Below are 14,671 nucleotides of genomic sequence, written 5' to 3' on the forward strand. Positions count from 1 at the left end.
CCTCCTCCTCATGGACGCAGAACCTCCACGGCCCCTGGCGCACCTCGGCCCCGGGCCGCCCGAGCGGAACGGGTTCCCGCGGGCCCTGGTAGCCGAATCCGGCGTCGCAGAGCCACGGCTCACCCTCGACGGTGACGACGAGCATCGCGTGCGTCACCGCCAGCAGTGTGTCGCCCCGGGTGCGGTTGCGGGCGCCGCGCCCGGAGACCTCGAAGCCGATCCGCTCCAGGGCAGCGGCCAACAGCGAGTTCTGCTCGTAGCAGTAGCCGCCGCGGCGGCCGTGCACGAGCTTTTCCTCCAGGGCCTTGACCTCCAGCGCGACGGGGCGGCCGAGCAGGACGTCCAGGCTCTCGAAGGGGATGGCGGCGGTGTGGGCCCGGTGCACCGCGTACAACGTCCCGAGGTCCGGCCGGAGTTCCCCGCCCCTGCCCCCCAGCCCGATCCGCGCCAGGTACGCGCCCAGATCCAGCTCGTCACCGTTCCACATACCCGTACGCTCCCCCGCGCCGTGAGGTTCCAGGACCCGCGTCCGCCCGCGGGCCCCCGCCCAATGATCACCGCCGCCCCCGCCGCACACCACCGCTGTCCATCCGCCGCGCCGCCGCAAACGCCGAAGAGGGTGCCGGCCCGCGGGCCGGCACCCTCTTCATCTCAGCCCAGGCGTGAGGCGTCAGCTGCAGCCGCTGGTCGAGCCGCAGCCCTCGCAGATGTAGCAGGAACCGGCCCGCTGCATCTTCGTACCGCAGGAGAAGCAGAGCGGGGCGTCGGCCTGGATGCCCAGCTGCATCTCCACCAGCTCGGCGCTGGTGTGGGCCTGCTGCGGGGCGGGCTTGACCGCCTCGACCTCGGCCTTGGGCGTGGCGACCGCCTTCAGCTCCTGGGCGCGCGGCGCCGACTGGGCCAGGCCCTCGACGTCCACTTCCTCCTCGGTCGGCTCGTAGGAGCCGGTCTCGAGGTGCCGCTGACGCTCCTCGGCGGAGTGGATGCCGAGCGCGGAACGCGTCTCGAAGGGCAGGAAGTCCAGCGCCAGGCGGCGGAAGATGTAGTCGACGATCGACTGCGCCATCCGCACGTCCGGGTCGTCCGTCATGCCGGCCGGCTCGAAGCGCATGTTGGTGAACTTCGAGACGTACGTCTCCAGCGGCACGCCGTACTGGAGGCCCACCGAGACGGCGATCGAGAAGGCGTCCATCATGCCCGCGAGGGTGGAGCCCTGCTTCGACATCTTCAGGAAGACCTCGCCGAGACCGTCGTCCGGGTAGGAGTTGGCGGTCATGTAGCCCTCGGCGCCGCCGACCGTGAAGGACGTCGTGATGCCGGGACGGCCCTTGGGGAGGCGCTTGCGGACCGGGCGGTACTCGATGACCTTCTCGACCGTCTCGCGGATGGTCGCCTCGGCCTTCTCGGTGACCTCGGTCTTCTCCTTCTCCTTGGTCTTCGCGGAGAGGGGCTGGCCGACCTTGCAGTTGTCGCGGTAGATGGCGAGCGCCTTGACGCCCATCTTCCAGGCCTCGAAGTAGACCTCCTCGACGTCCTCGACGGTCGCCGTCTCCGGCAGGTTGACCGTCTTGGAGAGCGCACCGGAGATCCAGGGCTGGATCGCGGCCATCATGCGGACGTGGCCCATCGCGGAGATGGAGCGCTCGCCCATGGCGCAGTCGAACACCTCGTAGTGCTCGTGCTTGAGGCCGGGGGCGTCGATCACATTGCCGTTCTCGGCGATGTGGGCGACGATCGCCTCGATCTGCTCCTCCTGGTAGCCCAGGCGGCGCAGGGCCTGCGGGACCGTGCCGTTGACGATCTGCATCGAGCCGCCGCCGACCAGCTTCTTGAACTTGACCAGCGCGAGGTCGGGCTCGAGACCGGTGGTGTCGCAGGACATCGCGAGACCGATGGTGCCGGTCGGGGCGATGACGGACGCCTGGGAGTTACGGAAACCGTTCTTCTCACCGAGACGCAGGACGTCCTGCCAGGCCTCCGTGGCGGCGGCCCAGATCGGCGTGTCCAGGTCGTCCATGCGGACGGCCTTGGTGTTCTCGTCGGAGTGCTGCTTCATGACCCGCAGGTGCGGCTGCGCGTTGCGGGCGTAGCCGTCGTACGGGCCGACCACCGCGGCGAGTTCGGCGGAACGCCTGTACGACGTGCCGGTCATCAGGGAGGTGATGGCACCGGCGAGGGCACGGCCGCCGTCGGAGTCGTACGCGTGACCGGTCGCCATCAGCAGGGCGCCGAGGTTGGCGTAGCCGATGCCGAGCTGGCGGAACGCGCGCGTGTTCTCACCGATCTTCTGCGTCGGGAAGTCCGCGAAGCAGATGGAGATGTCCATCGCGGTGATGACCAGCTCGACGACCTTGGCGAAGCGCTCGACCTCGAAGGACTGGTTGCCCTTGCCGTCGTCCTTCAGGAACTTCATCAGGTTCAGCGAGGCGAGGTTGCAGGACGTGTTGTCCAGGTGCATGTACTCGCTGCAGGGGTTCGAGCCGTTGATACGGCCGGACTCCGGGCACGTGTGCCAGTGGTTGATGGTGTCGTCGTACTGGATGCCCGGGTCGGCACAGGCCCACGCGGCCTCGGCCATCTTGCGGAACAGCGCCTTGGCGTCGACCTCTTCGATGACCTCGCCGGTCATGCGGGACGTCAGGCCGAACTTGGCGCCCGTCTCGACGGCCTTCATGAACCTGTCGTTCACACGGACCGAGTTGTTGGCGTTCTGGTACTGGACGGACGTGATGTCGTCGCCGCCCAGGTCCATGTCGAAGCCCGCGTCGCGCAGGGCGCGGATCTTCTCTTCTTCCTTGACCTTGGTCTCGATGAAGTCCTCGATGTCGGGGTGATCGACGTCGAGGATGACCATCTTGGCGGCGCGGCGCGTGGCGCCACCCGACTTGATCGTTCCTGCGGAGGCGTCGGCACCGCGCATGAAGGAGACGGGGCCCGAGGCGTTGCCGCCCGAGGACAGCAGTTCCTTGGAGGAGCGGATGCGGGACAGGTTCAGGCCGGCGCCGGAACCGCCCTTGAAGATCATGCCCTCTTCCTTGTACCAGTCGAGGATCGACTCCATGGAGTCGTCGACGGACAGGATGAAGCAGGCCGAGACCTGCTGCGGCTGGGGCGTGCCGACGTTGAACCAGACAGGGCTGTTGAAGCTGAAGATCTGGTGCAGGAGCGCGTACGCCAGCTCGTGCTCGAAGATCTCCGCGTCGGCGGGCGAAGCGAAGTACTTGTAGTCCTCGCCGGCCTTCCGGTACGTCTTCACGATGCGGTCGATGAGCTGCTTGAGGCTCACCTCGCGCTGGGGGGTGCCGACGGCACCGCGGAAGTACTTGCTGGTGACGATGTTGACCGCGTTCACCGACCAGAAGTCGGGGAACTCGACGCCACGCTGCTCGAAGTTGACCGAGCCGTCGCGCCAGTTGGTCATGACGACGTCACGAAGCGCCCATTCCACCTCGTCGTACGGATGCACGCCGGGAGTGGTGTGGATGCGCTCGATGCGCAGGCCCTTGTTCGCAGCCGCCTTGGTGCCCTTGGCGCGGGAACTCCGTGCCGGACCGCTCGCCGTCTCTGTCATGCCGCCTCCCTGTACGGGCTAAAACGCCCTGAAGTGCCCCGATGTTCCCGTGGCACGGTGTTCTGTCTGGTATTGCGGGCACCCACTCGCTACCGCCCGCAACAGGTCTTGGTTCGCCGCCGTCCGGCCGGCCCGGGGTCCCGGCCCGGCCCGCCGATCTACTCGGCGGCGCGGGCGGGCTCCGGGACTTGAGCAGTCCCTCCGGGCCCGCGATCGTCTTCCCGGCTCTCCACGACGGCCTCGTCGCCGTCCACAGCCTCACCGCGGTCCTCGTCGTCCGCGGCGGGGGGTCCCGTGTCTTCCCTCAGTTCCGCGATCGCGGCCTCGAAGTCATCGAGCGAGTCGAAAGCCCGGTAGACGGAGGCGAATCGCAGATACGCGACGAGATCGAGCTCCTGCAACGGGCCGAGTATGGCCAGCCCCACGTCGTGGGTCGTCAGCTCGGCGCTTCCGGTGGCCCGCACCGCCTCCTCGACCCGCTGGCCGAGCTGGGCGAGCGCGTCCTCGGTGACAGGCCGCCCCTGGCATGCCTTGCGCACACCGTTGATGACCTTGGTACGGCTGAAAGGCTCGGTGACCCCCGACCGCTTGACGACCATCAGCGAGCACGTCTCCACGGTCGTGAAACGACGGGAGCAGTCCGGACACTGGCGGCGCCTGCGGATCGACGTGCCGTCGTCGGTCGTACGACTGTCGACGACACGGCTGTCGGGGTGCCTGCAGAAGGGGCAGTGCATGAACTCCCAACCTCCCTCACAGCAGACTCAATAGCCTCGCTGAGCCCCATGGGCCCCTCGAAGCAGCCCCCAGCATAGGCGATCGCAGCGGGCGCGGAGACCCGGGGGACCACAACTTCTGGGCTGCTGTAGCAATCCAAGCACTACATGTAGGGATTGGCACGGCATACACGCCGTACACGTGCGTCGCGCCGGTATTGGCATGTGCCATACGACCGTCCCGGCGCTCGGCGCACGCGACGCACAGCCGTATCGCCGCGACGCATGCGGAGATACCGTGGGCACCACAAGGAGGGGACGTGGGATTCCCGCACAGATGGGAGCCGCTACCCGGCCCACAGCGCACCAGGTGGCACACTGGGGCAACAACCCGCGAGGTCGCCATCCGGCGGTGAAGAGTACAGCAATGGGCCCTTTTGTTCGGCGGCGGCGCGTTGGCCATACACCCAGACACATCATCGCGAAAGGCGATTCGCGATTTTTCACTCGAACGTGTGTTTGGCGCAACCTTTCGAAAGCAACTACCGTTGTCCAGCAGGGAGACCATCGAGAGGGGCCGACGTGACCACGACCGCAGACAGTGCCACCATCACTGCCCAGGACCGTTCCCAGGGCCGACTCGAGCCGGTGCATGCGATGAACGAAGCCGTGAATCCCGAGGGACACAAGCGGTCCCTGCCGGGCCGACCTCCAGGTATCCGGGCGGACAGCTCCGGGCTCACCGATCGGCAGCGCCGGGTGATCGAGGTCATCAGGGATTCCGTCCAGCGGCGCGGCTACCCGCCGTCCATGCGGGAGATCGGCCAGGCGGTCGGCCTGTCCAGCACGTCGTCCGTCGCACACCAGCTCATGGCACTGGAGCGCAAGGGCTTCCTGCGCCGCGACCCGCACCGCCCGCGCGCGTACGAGGTGCGCGGCTCGGACCAGGGCACCTCCGCGCAGCCCACGGACACCGCGGGCAAGCCCGCCGCGTCGTACGTCCCGCTGGTGGGCCGGATCGCCGCCGGTGGCCCGATCCTCGCCGAGGAATCCGTCGAGGACGTGTTCCCGCTGCCCCGCCAACTCGTCGGTGACGGTGAGCTGTTCGTCCTCAAGGTCGTCGGCGACTCGATGATCGAGGCCGCGATCTGCGACGGCGACTGGGTCACCGTGCGCCGCCAGCCCGTCGCCGAGAACGGCGACATCGTCGCCGCGATGCTCGACGGCGAGGCCACCGTGAAGCGCTTCAAGCGCGAGGACGGCCATGTCTGGCTCCTCCCCCACAACTCCGCGTACGAGCCGATCCCCGGCGACGACGCGACCATCCTCGGCAAGGTAGTCGCGGTTCTGCGGCGGGTCTGAGCCCCGCGACAGGCCTCGCCGACCCGACCGGGCCCCGGAACCCCTGCGCCGGTTCCGGGGCCCTGCGCTGTCCGGCCCGGATGACGGGCCGCTGCGCATCGCTGGTTGGCCTGATCCGCTGCCGGGTCGGGCCAACCAGCGATCATCCGAGCTCCGCCTGGGCCTTCTCGGCCTCTGCTGCGAGTTCCGCCGTTTCCGTGACCTTCGCCGCGGCGTCGATCGCCGCCAGCGACTTCCGCACCTGATTACGGTCCGTGGTGTACCAGAAGTCGGGCAGTGACGCCTTCAGATAACTGCCGTACCGCGCCGTGGCCAGCCGCTGATCCAGCACGGCGACCACGCCACGGTCCCCCGAGGCCCGTACGAGGCGGCCGGCGCCCTGGGCCATGAGCAGGGCGGCGTGCGTGGCCGCGACCGCCATGAAGCCGTTACCGCCCGCGTCCTCCACCGCCTTCTGGCGAGCGCTCATCAAAGGGTCGTCGGGACGCGGGAACGGAATCTTGTCCATGACGACCAGCTGGCAGCTGGGGCCGGGCACGTCGACGCCCTGCCAGAGCGACAGCGTGCCGAAGAGGCAGGTCTTCGGGTCGGCCGCGAAGTTCTTGATCAACTCGCCGAGGGTCTCCTCGCCCTGGAGGAGGATCGGGAACTCCGGGATCCGGGACCGCAGTTCCTCGGCGGCCAGCTGGGCCGCCCTCATGGAGGAGAAGAGCCCCAGGGTGCGTCCCCCGGCCGCCTGGATGAGCTCCGTCAGTTCGTCGAGCATGTCGACCCGGTCGCCGTCACGCGCGGGGCGCGAGAGGTGCTTGGCGACGTAGAGGATGCCTTGCCTGGGGTAGTCGAAGGGCGAACCGACGTCGATGCCCTTCCACTTCGGCAGGTCCTCGCCCTCGGTTCCTTCCGGGGCGAGTCCGAGGGACGCTCCTACGCCGTTGAAGTCGCCGCCCAGTTTCAGGGTCGCCGAGGTCAGGACCACGGAGCGGTCCGCGAACAGCTTCTCCCTCAGCAGGCCCGACACCGACATGGGTGCCACGCGCAGGGAGGCACCGAAGCGGTCGTGACGCTCGTACCAGACGACGTCCCACTCCGAGCCGTTCGTGATCCGCTCCGCCACGTCGTGCACCGACTCCACGGAGGCGAGCGCCTGTTTGCGGACGGCGTCCTCGTCCTGGACCGACTTGTCGCGTGTCGCGCCGATCGCGGAGATGACCGTACGGGCGGCGTCGCGCAGGGCCATCAGCGCGTAGCCGAGGTCCTCCGGGATCTCCTCCAGCCGTCCGGGCAGGGCGAGCTCCATCAGTCGCTCGAAGCCCTCGGCGGCGGTCTGGAGCTGGTCGGCCGCCTTTTCGTTGACGAGCTTCGCGGCGCGGCGCACCGCGCGGTTGACCTGGCCGGGAGTGAGCTCGCCGGTGGCGACACCGGTGACCCGGGAAACCAGCTCGTGCGCCTCGTCGACGATCAGCACCTCGTGCTGGGGGAGGACGGGGGCGCCTTCGATGGCGTCGATCGCGAGCAGCGCGTGGTTGGTGACGACGACCTCGGCGAGCTTGGCGCGCTCGCGGGCCATCTCGGCGAAGCACTCGGCGCCGTAGGCGCACTTCGTCGCGCCCAGGCACTCCCGTGAGGACACGGAGATCTGCGCCCAGGCGCGGTCGGAGACGCCCGGCGTGAGGTCGTCGCGGTCGCCGGTCTCGGTGTCCTGCGACCAGTCCCGCAGCCGCAGCAGATCCTGGCCCAGCTTGCTGGTGGGCGCGGCCGCCTCGAACTGGTCGAAGAGACCCTCCTCCTCGTCCTGCGGGACCCCCTCGTGAAGGCGGTGCAGACAGAGATAGTTCGACCGGCCCTTGAGCATCGCGAACTCCGGGCGGCGGCGCAGCAGCGGGTGCAGCGCGTCGACCGTGCGCGGCAGGTCGCGCTCGACGAGCTGTCTCTGCAGGGCCAGGGTCGCCGTCGCGACGACGACCCGCTCCCCGTGCGCGAGCGCGGGCACGAGATAGCCGAGCGACTTTCCGGTACCGGTGCCGGCCTGCACCAACAGGTGGGAACCGTCGTCGATCGCGTCCGCGACGGATTCGGCCATGGTCACCTGGCCGGGGCGCTCCGTACCGCCGACGGCAGTGACGGCAGCATGCAGGAGTTCGGGGAGTGAGGGCTTCGTCATAGCGCGACCACCCTACGGCCCGGCACTGACAAAGGGGTGATCACGGCGGGCACGAGGGGCGGGATCAAGACCGGGAGCTCCTCGGAGAGGGGGCGGGTGGGGAATCTGATCGGCTCGACTTGGTTCGACTTCGGCCGGGTCTGATCCGGTGGGGACCGACTTCGGGCGGTCGGCGGCCGGAATTGATCGAGGCGCGCAAGGCGGGGTGACAGTGCGGCGGGTGGGAACCGACTCGGCGCGACCGGTGTACCAAAAGTGATTGCGTGATGACGCATGGCTACATCAGATCGCGCAGGGACCGGTCCCGGATCATGAGGGCCGCCCGCTTGGCGGGCAGGGTCACCTCGACGGAGAAGCGGAATCCTGCATTCAGAAAGGCGGTGACGGACGGGATGTTCCGAAGGTCGGGTTCGGCGATGACGCGGGCACAGGCGGGGCGCCTGTCGAGTACGAGATCGCCGACGGTTCTGAGGAGAGTGCTGCCGAGACCGCGTCCCCGATCGGTGACGGCGCCGATGAGCAGATGGATACCGGTGTCGTGCGGTCTGGCCGGGTAGTGGCGAGCCAGCGGATCAAGGTCTGCCCGGTAGATCTCCCAGTAGCTCATGGGGGTGCCGTTCAGCACCCCGAGGCAGGGAACGCTGCGTCCGTCACCGTCCAGTTGGGGCCGCAGGTGGTTCTCCGTCACGCCCGGGGGCCCGGCCAGCTCCCAGAACGCGGCGACGGCGGGGTCGTTCATCCAGCGGCAGATGAGGGGAAGGTCCCGCTCGACGCGTACGGGCACGAGGTGGAACACGCCCGCGGAAGTCGTGATCGGTCCCCAGCCGGCGACGGCGTCGAGGAGGTCGTCGCCGACCGGGCTGGGTGCGGCGGGCGGGGCGGAGCCGTCGGCGAGGCGCTGTTGCCTGTGCCGGTTGTCGGTGACGGTGTCGGTGCCCGTGTCGCGTGGTCCCTCGCTCGTGCAGGGCCGCTCTGCCCCGAAGAGCGCGATGAGTTCGTCCGGTAGACGCAGGTCCAGTGTGTCCTCGTGGTCGGTGCTCCGGCCGACACCGATGTTCGGACGGGGGGCGGAAACGGCGTCGGCACTCGCGTCGGTGGGAGACACGGGGGCGTTCCTCTCAGGAGGCGGGGTGGGTCATGTTCCTCAGGAGTGAAGGGGGTTGGCGATGGTGACGTAGACGGACTGGGTGTCGACCGGGCCGATGAGTTCGTCCAGGCCGTGCACGCGGGTCAGCAGATTGGCCTTGCAGCGCAGGACGGACGAGTCGAGCAGGTGGCCGGGCAGCGTGGTGCGCAGTCGGGCGGGTCCGCAGGCCACGTCGGCGAGGAAGCGGCGGAAGGCGGCCAGCAGCAGCCGTTCGTCGGCCAGGCGCTGGGAGCCGAACGCACCGACGAGGCCGAGGACGTTGTTGATCGCGAGGTAGTACGCGAAACGCTCGTCGGTGACCTCGTCGGAGACGAAGGTGTCGCTGTGGGTGCCGATGCCGGGCAGCCGGGCGTCGAGTTCCGCCCGCCGGGACTCGCGGAAGTAGTAGCCCTGGTTGTCACGGTAGCGGCCACCGGTGGGCCAGCCGTCGCCGTCCAGCAGGACCAGGGTGTTCTGCTGGTGTGCCTCCAGCGCGATGCCCGCCTCTCCGTCGAGCCACAGCACCGGGCGGACGACGTGTTCCAGGTAGCGCAGGAACCACTCGGTGGCGACGGCAGCTCTCGGGCGGCCGGTGCGGGCGGCGAGGCGGGTGACGAGCTCGGCAAGCCGAGACCGCCAGGCCGGCCACTCCGGTTCCGGCTCCGGGCCGCCCCTTTCTGGTCGGTTCTCGGTGGTACCGGCTCGCGCGTGGGGGCGTGGTGAGACGAGTCCGGCGATGCAGGAGACGTCGTGCGAGGGACTGAACGGGTTGTGCCGGATCATCACGTCGATGCCCGGGACGGGACTGCCGTCGGGCCCGTCGACGGCGAGCCAGGACGGGTCGCGGACGATGTCGAACCCGGGGTGGGCCGCCTGCCACTCCTTGGACAGGCCGCCGCGCAGGAGCCGGTGCACCTCGACCCCCCGGTGGAGTTCCTTGCGGAGGTTCTCACGGCGGGAGTTGGTGATGCGCAGACCCAGGGAGAGCTTGAGCATGGCGGGGGCGCCGGAGCGATGGACAGTGCGTACGGAGGAGGTGGGGTGCCAGGGGGAGCCGTGGGTGCCGAGGTCCTGAAGCAGCCCGGCGTCGAAGAGAGGAGCTGTCTCGGGGCGGTGCCGGACCTCACGGAGCTGCCAGGGGTGCAGCGGCAGGGCCGCGTGCCCTTCGGGCAGCGGCAGATCGGGGCCGGCCAGGCGCTGGGTGAGCTGGGCGGCGGTGACGGGACGGCCGCGTTCGGTCCAGGCCGAGTCGGTCGCGAGGACGGAGGGGTCGACAGCGAGCCAGTGCAGGCGGAAGGAGCCGCGCAGCTCGGGTGAGTACGAGGCGGCTTCGGCTTCGGAGAGACCTTCACGGCTCTTCGGGGCCGGGTGCAGGGGGTGGCCGAGGACGAGTGCCTGTTCGGCGGTGAGGAAGAGATCCGAGCCGTCTTCGGGGTTCTTACGGCGCTCGCGGACGAAGACGGCGGTGCGGCGGACGGAGTCGGCTACGCGGGCCACGAGGTCGGCGCCGCTTGCGGAGGCGGGGGTTTCGGTGGCCAGGGACTCACGGGTGAGCAATGCCGCGACGGTGACCGCATCGGCCGGCGGGGCCTGTTCGGGGGCGCTTGCGAGATGGGGGAGGCCGAAGCGGTGCCATCCCGTAGGGGACCAGTAGGGGACGGGGACGAGGAGGGCGGTGCCACTGGCAGGAAGGGGGATACGGAGGGTGCCGCCCGCAGGGGCAGGCAGGTTGGTCTCGCGAACCCAGCAGCGGAGCAGATTCTCCACGGCGGCGGATTCTGCGGCGGTGTGTGGGTCGGGGTGCTTCAGGGGGTCGGCGGTGGCGCCGCTCCGACGTTCCTGTTCGGGAGGTCCGCCCTGGGACGGGGTGTGCTCGGGGCGGGAGCGGGGTGGCGGAGCGGGAGTGGTGCCGGAGGTGTTGCGCGGGGGCGTGGAGGTGGGTCCGTGGGGGGTCGGGATCGTGTTCAAGTCGGTGTTCCTTGGTGGGTGGTTCTGCCTCGGGGGGCTGCTGTCTCGTGGGGTGGTGAGTCGGAGTTGTCGTGCCGGTACCGGGGCGGCTGGGCGGGGTGCTGGTGGCGGACACCCAAGACACCAAGCCGTCGGCCCTCGCGGCGTAAGCGCAGCCGCCGCGTGCCGCCCACCGAGCCTCCCGAACAGCCGGTCGGGCTGGACCCCGACGTCCGCGCCGGCTCCGGCTCCCACTCAGGCACGGGCACAGGCCCCGGCCTCGACTCCGACCAGGGCTCCAGCTCTGGGCCAGGCTCCAGCGTCAACTCGGCCCCGGCCCCGGCTCCGGCCCCGAGCTCGGTCGTCACGCCGGCCCCGGAGGAAGCTGTCGATGGGGCCGAGGTCGCGGTCGCGGCACCAGTCACGCCGGCGGCTGCCGTTCGACTGGTCTCCGTCAGATCACCGGCTTCCGGCGTCCCACCGGCCGCAACCAGCACGCCATCCTGTGCCGCCACTTCGGCTCCCGCGGTCAGCCCGTCGGCCACCTCGCCCTCTCCTCCGAACCCTGACGCAGGAGCGCCCCTCACCTCCCGCCACCGGGGCCATGGCCGCGGGCCACCGCTGCCACGGCGTCGGCGAGGCGGTCCAGGACGGCGGTCGCCTGTTCGTCGGTGATCGTCAGGGGCGGGAGCAGGCGGACCACGCTCGCGTGACGACCGCTCAGCTCGACGATCAGGCCTCGCCGGAGGCACTCTCGCTGAACGGCGGCGGCGAGCTCCGGAGAGCCCCGGCGAGGAGCGGGGGCGGCACCAGACATCACGGCAACGCCGGCACCGCCCTGCCCCACCGGGCCCACCGGGCCCACCGGGCCCACCGGGCCCACCGGGCCCACCAATTCAGCGGCCCCAGTGACCGCCCCTCCCTCCCACTCCCCCTCCACCATCTCGACCCCGATCAGCAACCCCCGTCCCCGCACATCACCGATCACGGAGAACTCCCGGCTCAGTTCACGAAGTTGCCCCAGCATCCGCGCCCCCAGCGACGCCGCGCGCTCCGTGAGGCCGTTCTCGCGGACGTAGGCCATCGTGGCCGTGCCCGCGGCCATGGCGAGTTGGTTGCCGCGGAACGTGCCGGCATGGGCACCGGACTCCCCCGCGTCGAGGTCGTCGCGGTAGACGACGGCGGCGAGAGGCAGGCTGCCGCCGATGGCCTTGGAGAGGACCATCACGTCGGGGGTGATGCCGCTGTGCTCGACGGCCCAGAAGGCACCGGTACGGCCGACGCCCGTCTGGATCTCGTCGGCGATGAGGGGGATCGAGCGGTCGGCCGTGAGCTGGCGCATGCGCCGCATCCACTCGTCCGGAGCCGGAAGGACCCCGCCTTCGCTCTGGAGGGGTTCGAGGATCATCCCGGCGGGCAGCGACTCCCCGGACTCGGGGTCGTCGAGGACGGATTGCGTCCAGCGGGCGGCGAGTTCGGCGCCGTGCGGGCCACCGACCCCGAAGGGGCACCGGTTGTCCTGCGGATAGGGCAACCGGTCGACCCGCCCGTCGAAGGCGTCGCCGGACGCTTCGAGCGCGCCGGAGGCCATGCCGTGGTGGGCGCCGGCGAAGGCGAGCACGCCGTGGCGACCGGTCGCGGCGCGTACGAGCTTGACGGCGGTCTTCACCGCGTCGGTGCCGGCCGGGCCGCAGAACTGCACGCGCGCGTGGGTGGCGAGCCCGGGAGGGAGGGTGCGGAACAGTTCGGTGATGAAGGCGTTTTTGATGGGGGTCGCGAGGTCGAGGGCGTGGAGAGGGGCGCCCGAGTCGAGGACCTTGCGGATCGCTTCCAGGACGACGGGGTGGTTGTGGCCGAGGGCCAGGGTGCCGGCACCCGAGAGGCAGTCGAGGTAGCGGCGGCCGTCGGCGCCCTCGATGGTGAGACCGCGTGCGCGTACCGGGACGATCGGGAGGGCGCGGGCGTAGGTGCGCGCCGCCGGCTCGCGGGCCGACTGGCGCCGCAGGATTCCCTCCTGCGCGGAGCGTGCCTGCGACGGTTCCGCGACAGCGGTGGGTCCCGCCATGGCCTCCCCGGGTGCGGTCTCGGTCACGGCCATGGTTCTCCCGTCGTCGCGCTGTGCGGGGGCAAGCGGTTCCCTCGTGGACTCGCCCGCCCCGACATACGGAACCCCGGGACCCTTTGCTCGACATCTCGACATCTCGACATCTCGACATCTCGGCACATCGGCACATCGGCACATCGTTGCCCCGACTGTCGCCGAGACAGCGGGGATTGGGGCGCCGGGGACCGAGCCGTCCGCCGGCAGCAAGCCCCCACCGCTACCAACACCGGACTGTTCATCGGGTTACGGGTTGTCCGAAGATCTTTGGTGTGACGGAACTGTTGCGGTTCCGTCGGAAGTCACCCATAGCGGGCGCATAGTGTGTGATGCCGTTCCAAGGGGCTGTACCGGTGGGCGGACTCGCGGGGCTTCTGCGGGAACTTGCCGTTTCCGGCCCCGGGTTCGTCCGCACCAGGGGGAGGCAAGCATGCGATCCGAACCGCTGTCGTTGACCGCGCGCGGCGAGGGCGGGAGGGGTGCCCGGCGGGGAAGCTCCCCCGCCCTGGCCACCCTCGCCGTCCTGTCGGTGCTGGCGCTGACCGCCACCGGCTGTGGCTCGGGAGACCCGGACGCGAACGCGCAGGCCTCCGCCTCCGCCGCTTCCGAGGGCGACGGCAAGATCACGATCCCGGACGACATCAGGGACGGGCTCAAGGAGCACGGGATCGATGTCGACAAGTGGAAGAACGGCGCCTGGAAGAACTGGGACAGGGACGACTGGCTGCGCGAGGCCCAGGACTACATCAACCCGATCATCGAGGGCCTGTGGGACCCGGAGCGCATGCGGGACGCCGAGGATCCCGACCGCGGTGTCCAGGAGAACGACCTCTCGGGTGACCAGGGCGTCACCGACCCGGAGCCGGCTCCGGTGGACGCGAAGGCCGTATCGCCTACGTACCACGACAATGTCCCGGTGGCGGGCAAGGTGTTCTTCGACTCGCCCGAAGGGACGATGGTCTGTTCGGCGACGGTCGTGGAGGACCCGGCCCACCCGGGCAGGTCCAACATGGTGTGGACGGCGGGGCATTGTGTGCACGCGGGCAAAAATGGCGGCTGGTACCGCAACATCGCGTTCGTGCCGTCGTACAACGACCAGGCCCTGTCGGCGGAGGAGCTGGCGAGCGCGACCGAGGACGATCTCGCTCCCTACGGCGTCTGGTGGGCCGACTGGGCGCGTACCTCGGACCAGTGGATCGCCCAGGGCGGGCCGACCGGTGGGGACGGTGCTCCGTACGACTTCGCCGTGATCCATGTGACGCCGGAGGAGGGCGGCGCCGGAAAGTCGTTGGAGGAGACGGTCGGTTCGGCCCTGCCGGTGAACTTCGCCGCGCCGGCGGTGCCGCGGGTGGAGACCATCACGGCCAGCGGGTATCCGGCGGCGGCGCCGTTCGACGGGGAGACGCTGTACCAGTGCCAGGACAGGCCGGGACGGCTGTCGATCAACGCCTCGGATCCGACGATGTACCGGATCGGCTGCACCATGACCGGTGGTTCGTCCGGCGGCGGCTGGGTCGCGACGGGTGCGGACGGCGAGCCGGCGTTGGTGTCCAACACCTCGATCGGCCCGGTGAACGCGGGCTGGCTGGCCGGACCCCGGCTGGGTGAGGTGGCCGAGGGGGTGTACGAGTCGGTCAGTCGGCGGTTCGCCGGGCGGTGACGGCCTCCGGTCTCCTCGACCAGCCCG

At 70.1% G+C, this 14,671-nt stretch carries 9 protein-coding genes; 2 read left to right on the plus strand and 7 right to left on the minus strand.

Annotated elements, in window-relative coordinates; genetic code table 11:
• The 3 genes from ACFYZ8_RS43920 to nrdR form a co-directional block, all read right to left on the minus strand.
• Window positions 1-487, minus strand: a 487-nt coding sequence (locus ACFYZ8_RS43920; RefSeq protein ID WP_389050835.1) for an arylamine N-acetyltransferase, incomplete at its 3' end; no start/stop codon positions are given.
• A 183-nt stretch (window positions 488-670) separates the two neighbouring features.
• Window positions 671-3,571 carry a vitamin B12-dependent ribonucleotide reductase gene (locus ACFYZ8_RS43925; protein WP_359038650.1) on the minus strand — a complete coding sequence of 967 codons (2,901 nt, stop codon included), beginning with the start codon at window positions 3,569-3,571 and terminating at the stop codon, window positions 671-673.
• 158 nt (window positions 3,572-3,729) lie between these two features.
• Window positions 3,730-4,308, minus strand: a complete 579-nt coding sequence (gene nrdR / locus ACFYZ8_RS43930) for a transcriptional regulator NrdR (RefSeq protein ID WP_359038652.1) — start codon at window positions 4,306-4,308, stop codon at window positions 3,730-3,732.
• A 561-nt stretch (window positions 4,309-4,869) separates the two neighbouring features.
• Between nrdR and lexA the strand changes: the two genes are divergently transcribed.
• Window positions 4,870-5,649 (plus strand): transcriptional repressor LexA, encoded by a 780-nt coding sequence (gene lexA / locus ACFYZ8_RS43935; protein ID WP_359038654.1) that lies wholly within the window; start codon window positions 4,870-4,872, stop codon window positions 5,647-5,649.
• Window positions 5,650-5,791: 142 nt separating this feature from the next.
• On the opposite strand, the gene ACFYZ8_RS43940 is transcribed toward lexA, so the two are convergent.
• From ACFYZ8_RS43940 to ACFYZ8_RS43955, 4 genes are all read right to left on the minus strand, one after another.
• Window positions 5,792-7,810: an ATP-dependent DNA helicase gene (locus ACFYZ8_RS43940; RefSeq protein ID WP_388542447.1), complete on the minus strand. Its 2,019-nt coding sequence runs from the start codon at window positions 7,808-7,810 to the stop codon at window positions 5,792-5,794.
• Window positions 7,811-8,087: 277 nt separating this feature from the next.
• Window positions 8,088-8,915: a GNAT family N-acetyltransferase gene (locus ACFYZ8_RS43945; protein WP_388542445.1), complete on the minus strand. Its 828-nt coding sequence runs from the start codon at window positions 8,913-8,915 to the stop codon at window positions 8,088-8,090.
• Between the two features lie 39 nt (window positions 8,916-8,954).
• Window positions 8,955-10,904, minus strand: a complete 1,950-nt coding sequence (locus ACFYZ8_RS43950; protein WP_388542443.1) for an IucA/IucC family protein — start codon at window positions 10,902-10,904, stop codon at window positions 8,955-8,957.
• A gap of 562 nt (window positions 10,905-11,466) precedes the next feature.
• The gene (locus ACFYZ8_RS43955; RefSeq protein ID WP_388542441.1) at window positions 11,467-12,981 is read right to left on the minus strand and encodes an aminotransferase class III-fold pyridoxal phosphate-dependent enzyme; all 1,515 of its coding nucleotides are present in this window, start codon (window positions 12,979-12,981) and stop codon (window positions 11,467-11,469) included.
• A 433-nt stretch (window positions 12,982-13,414) separates the two neighbouring features.
• Here ACFYZ8_RS43955 and ACFYZ8_RS43960 point away from each other — a divergent pair, with 433 nt between their 5' ends.
• Window positions 13,415-14,644 (plus strand): trypsin-like serine peptidase, encoded by a 1,230-nt coding sequence (locus tag ACFYZ8_RS43960; RefSeq protein ID WP_388542439.1) that lies wholly within the window; start codon window positions 13,415-13,417, stop codon window positions 14,642-14,644.
• Window positions 14,645-14,671 lie beyond the last annotated feature (27 nt).

Origin of the sequence: Streptomyces sp. NPDC001668 (assembly GCF_042893155.1) — a bacterium.
In the GTDB taxonomy this organism is placed as follows: Bacteria; Actinomycetota; Actinomycetes; order Streptomycetales; family Streptomycetaceae; genus Streptomyces.

Excerpts from the sequence above, each read along its gene's own strand:
- ACFYZ8_RS43925 (WP_359038650.1), bottom strand. The coding sequence starts at position 3,571 with ATGACAGAGACGGCGAGCGGTCCGGCACGGAGTTCCCGCGCCAAGGGC.
- nrdR (WP_359038652.1), bottom strand. The coding sequence starts at position 4,308 with ATGCACTGCCCCTTCTGCAGGCACCCCGACAGCCGTGTCGTCGACAGT.
- ACFYZ8_RS43940 (WP_388542447.1), bottom strand. The coding sequence starts at position 7,810 with ATGACGAAGCCCTCACTCCCCGAACTCCTGCATGCTGCCGTCACTGCC.
- ACFYZ8_RS43955 (WP_388542441.1), bottom strand. The coding sequence starts at position 12,981 with ATGGCCGTGACCGAGACCGCACCCGGGGAGGCCATGGCGGGACCCACC.
- ACFYZ8_RS43960 (WP_388542439.1), top strand. The coding sequence starts at position 13,415 with ATGCGATCCGAACCGCTGTCGTTGACCGCGCGCGGCGAGGGCGGGAGG.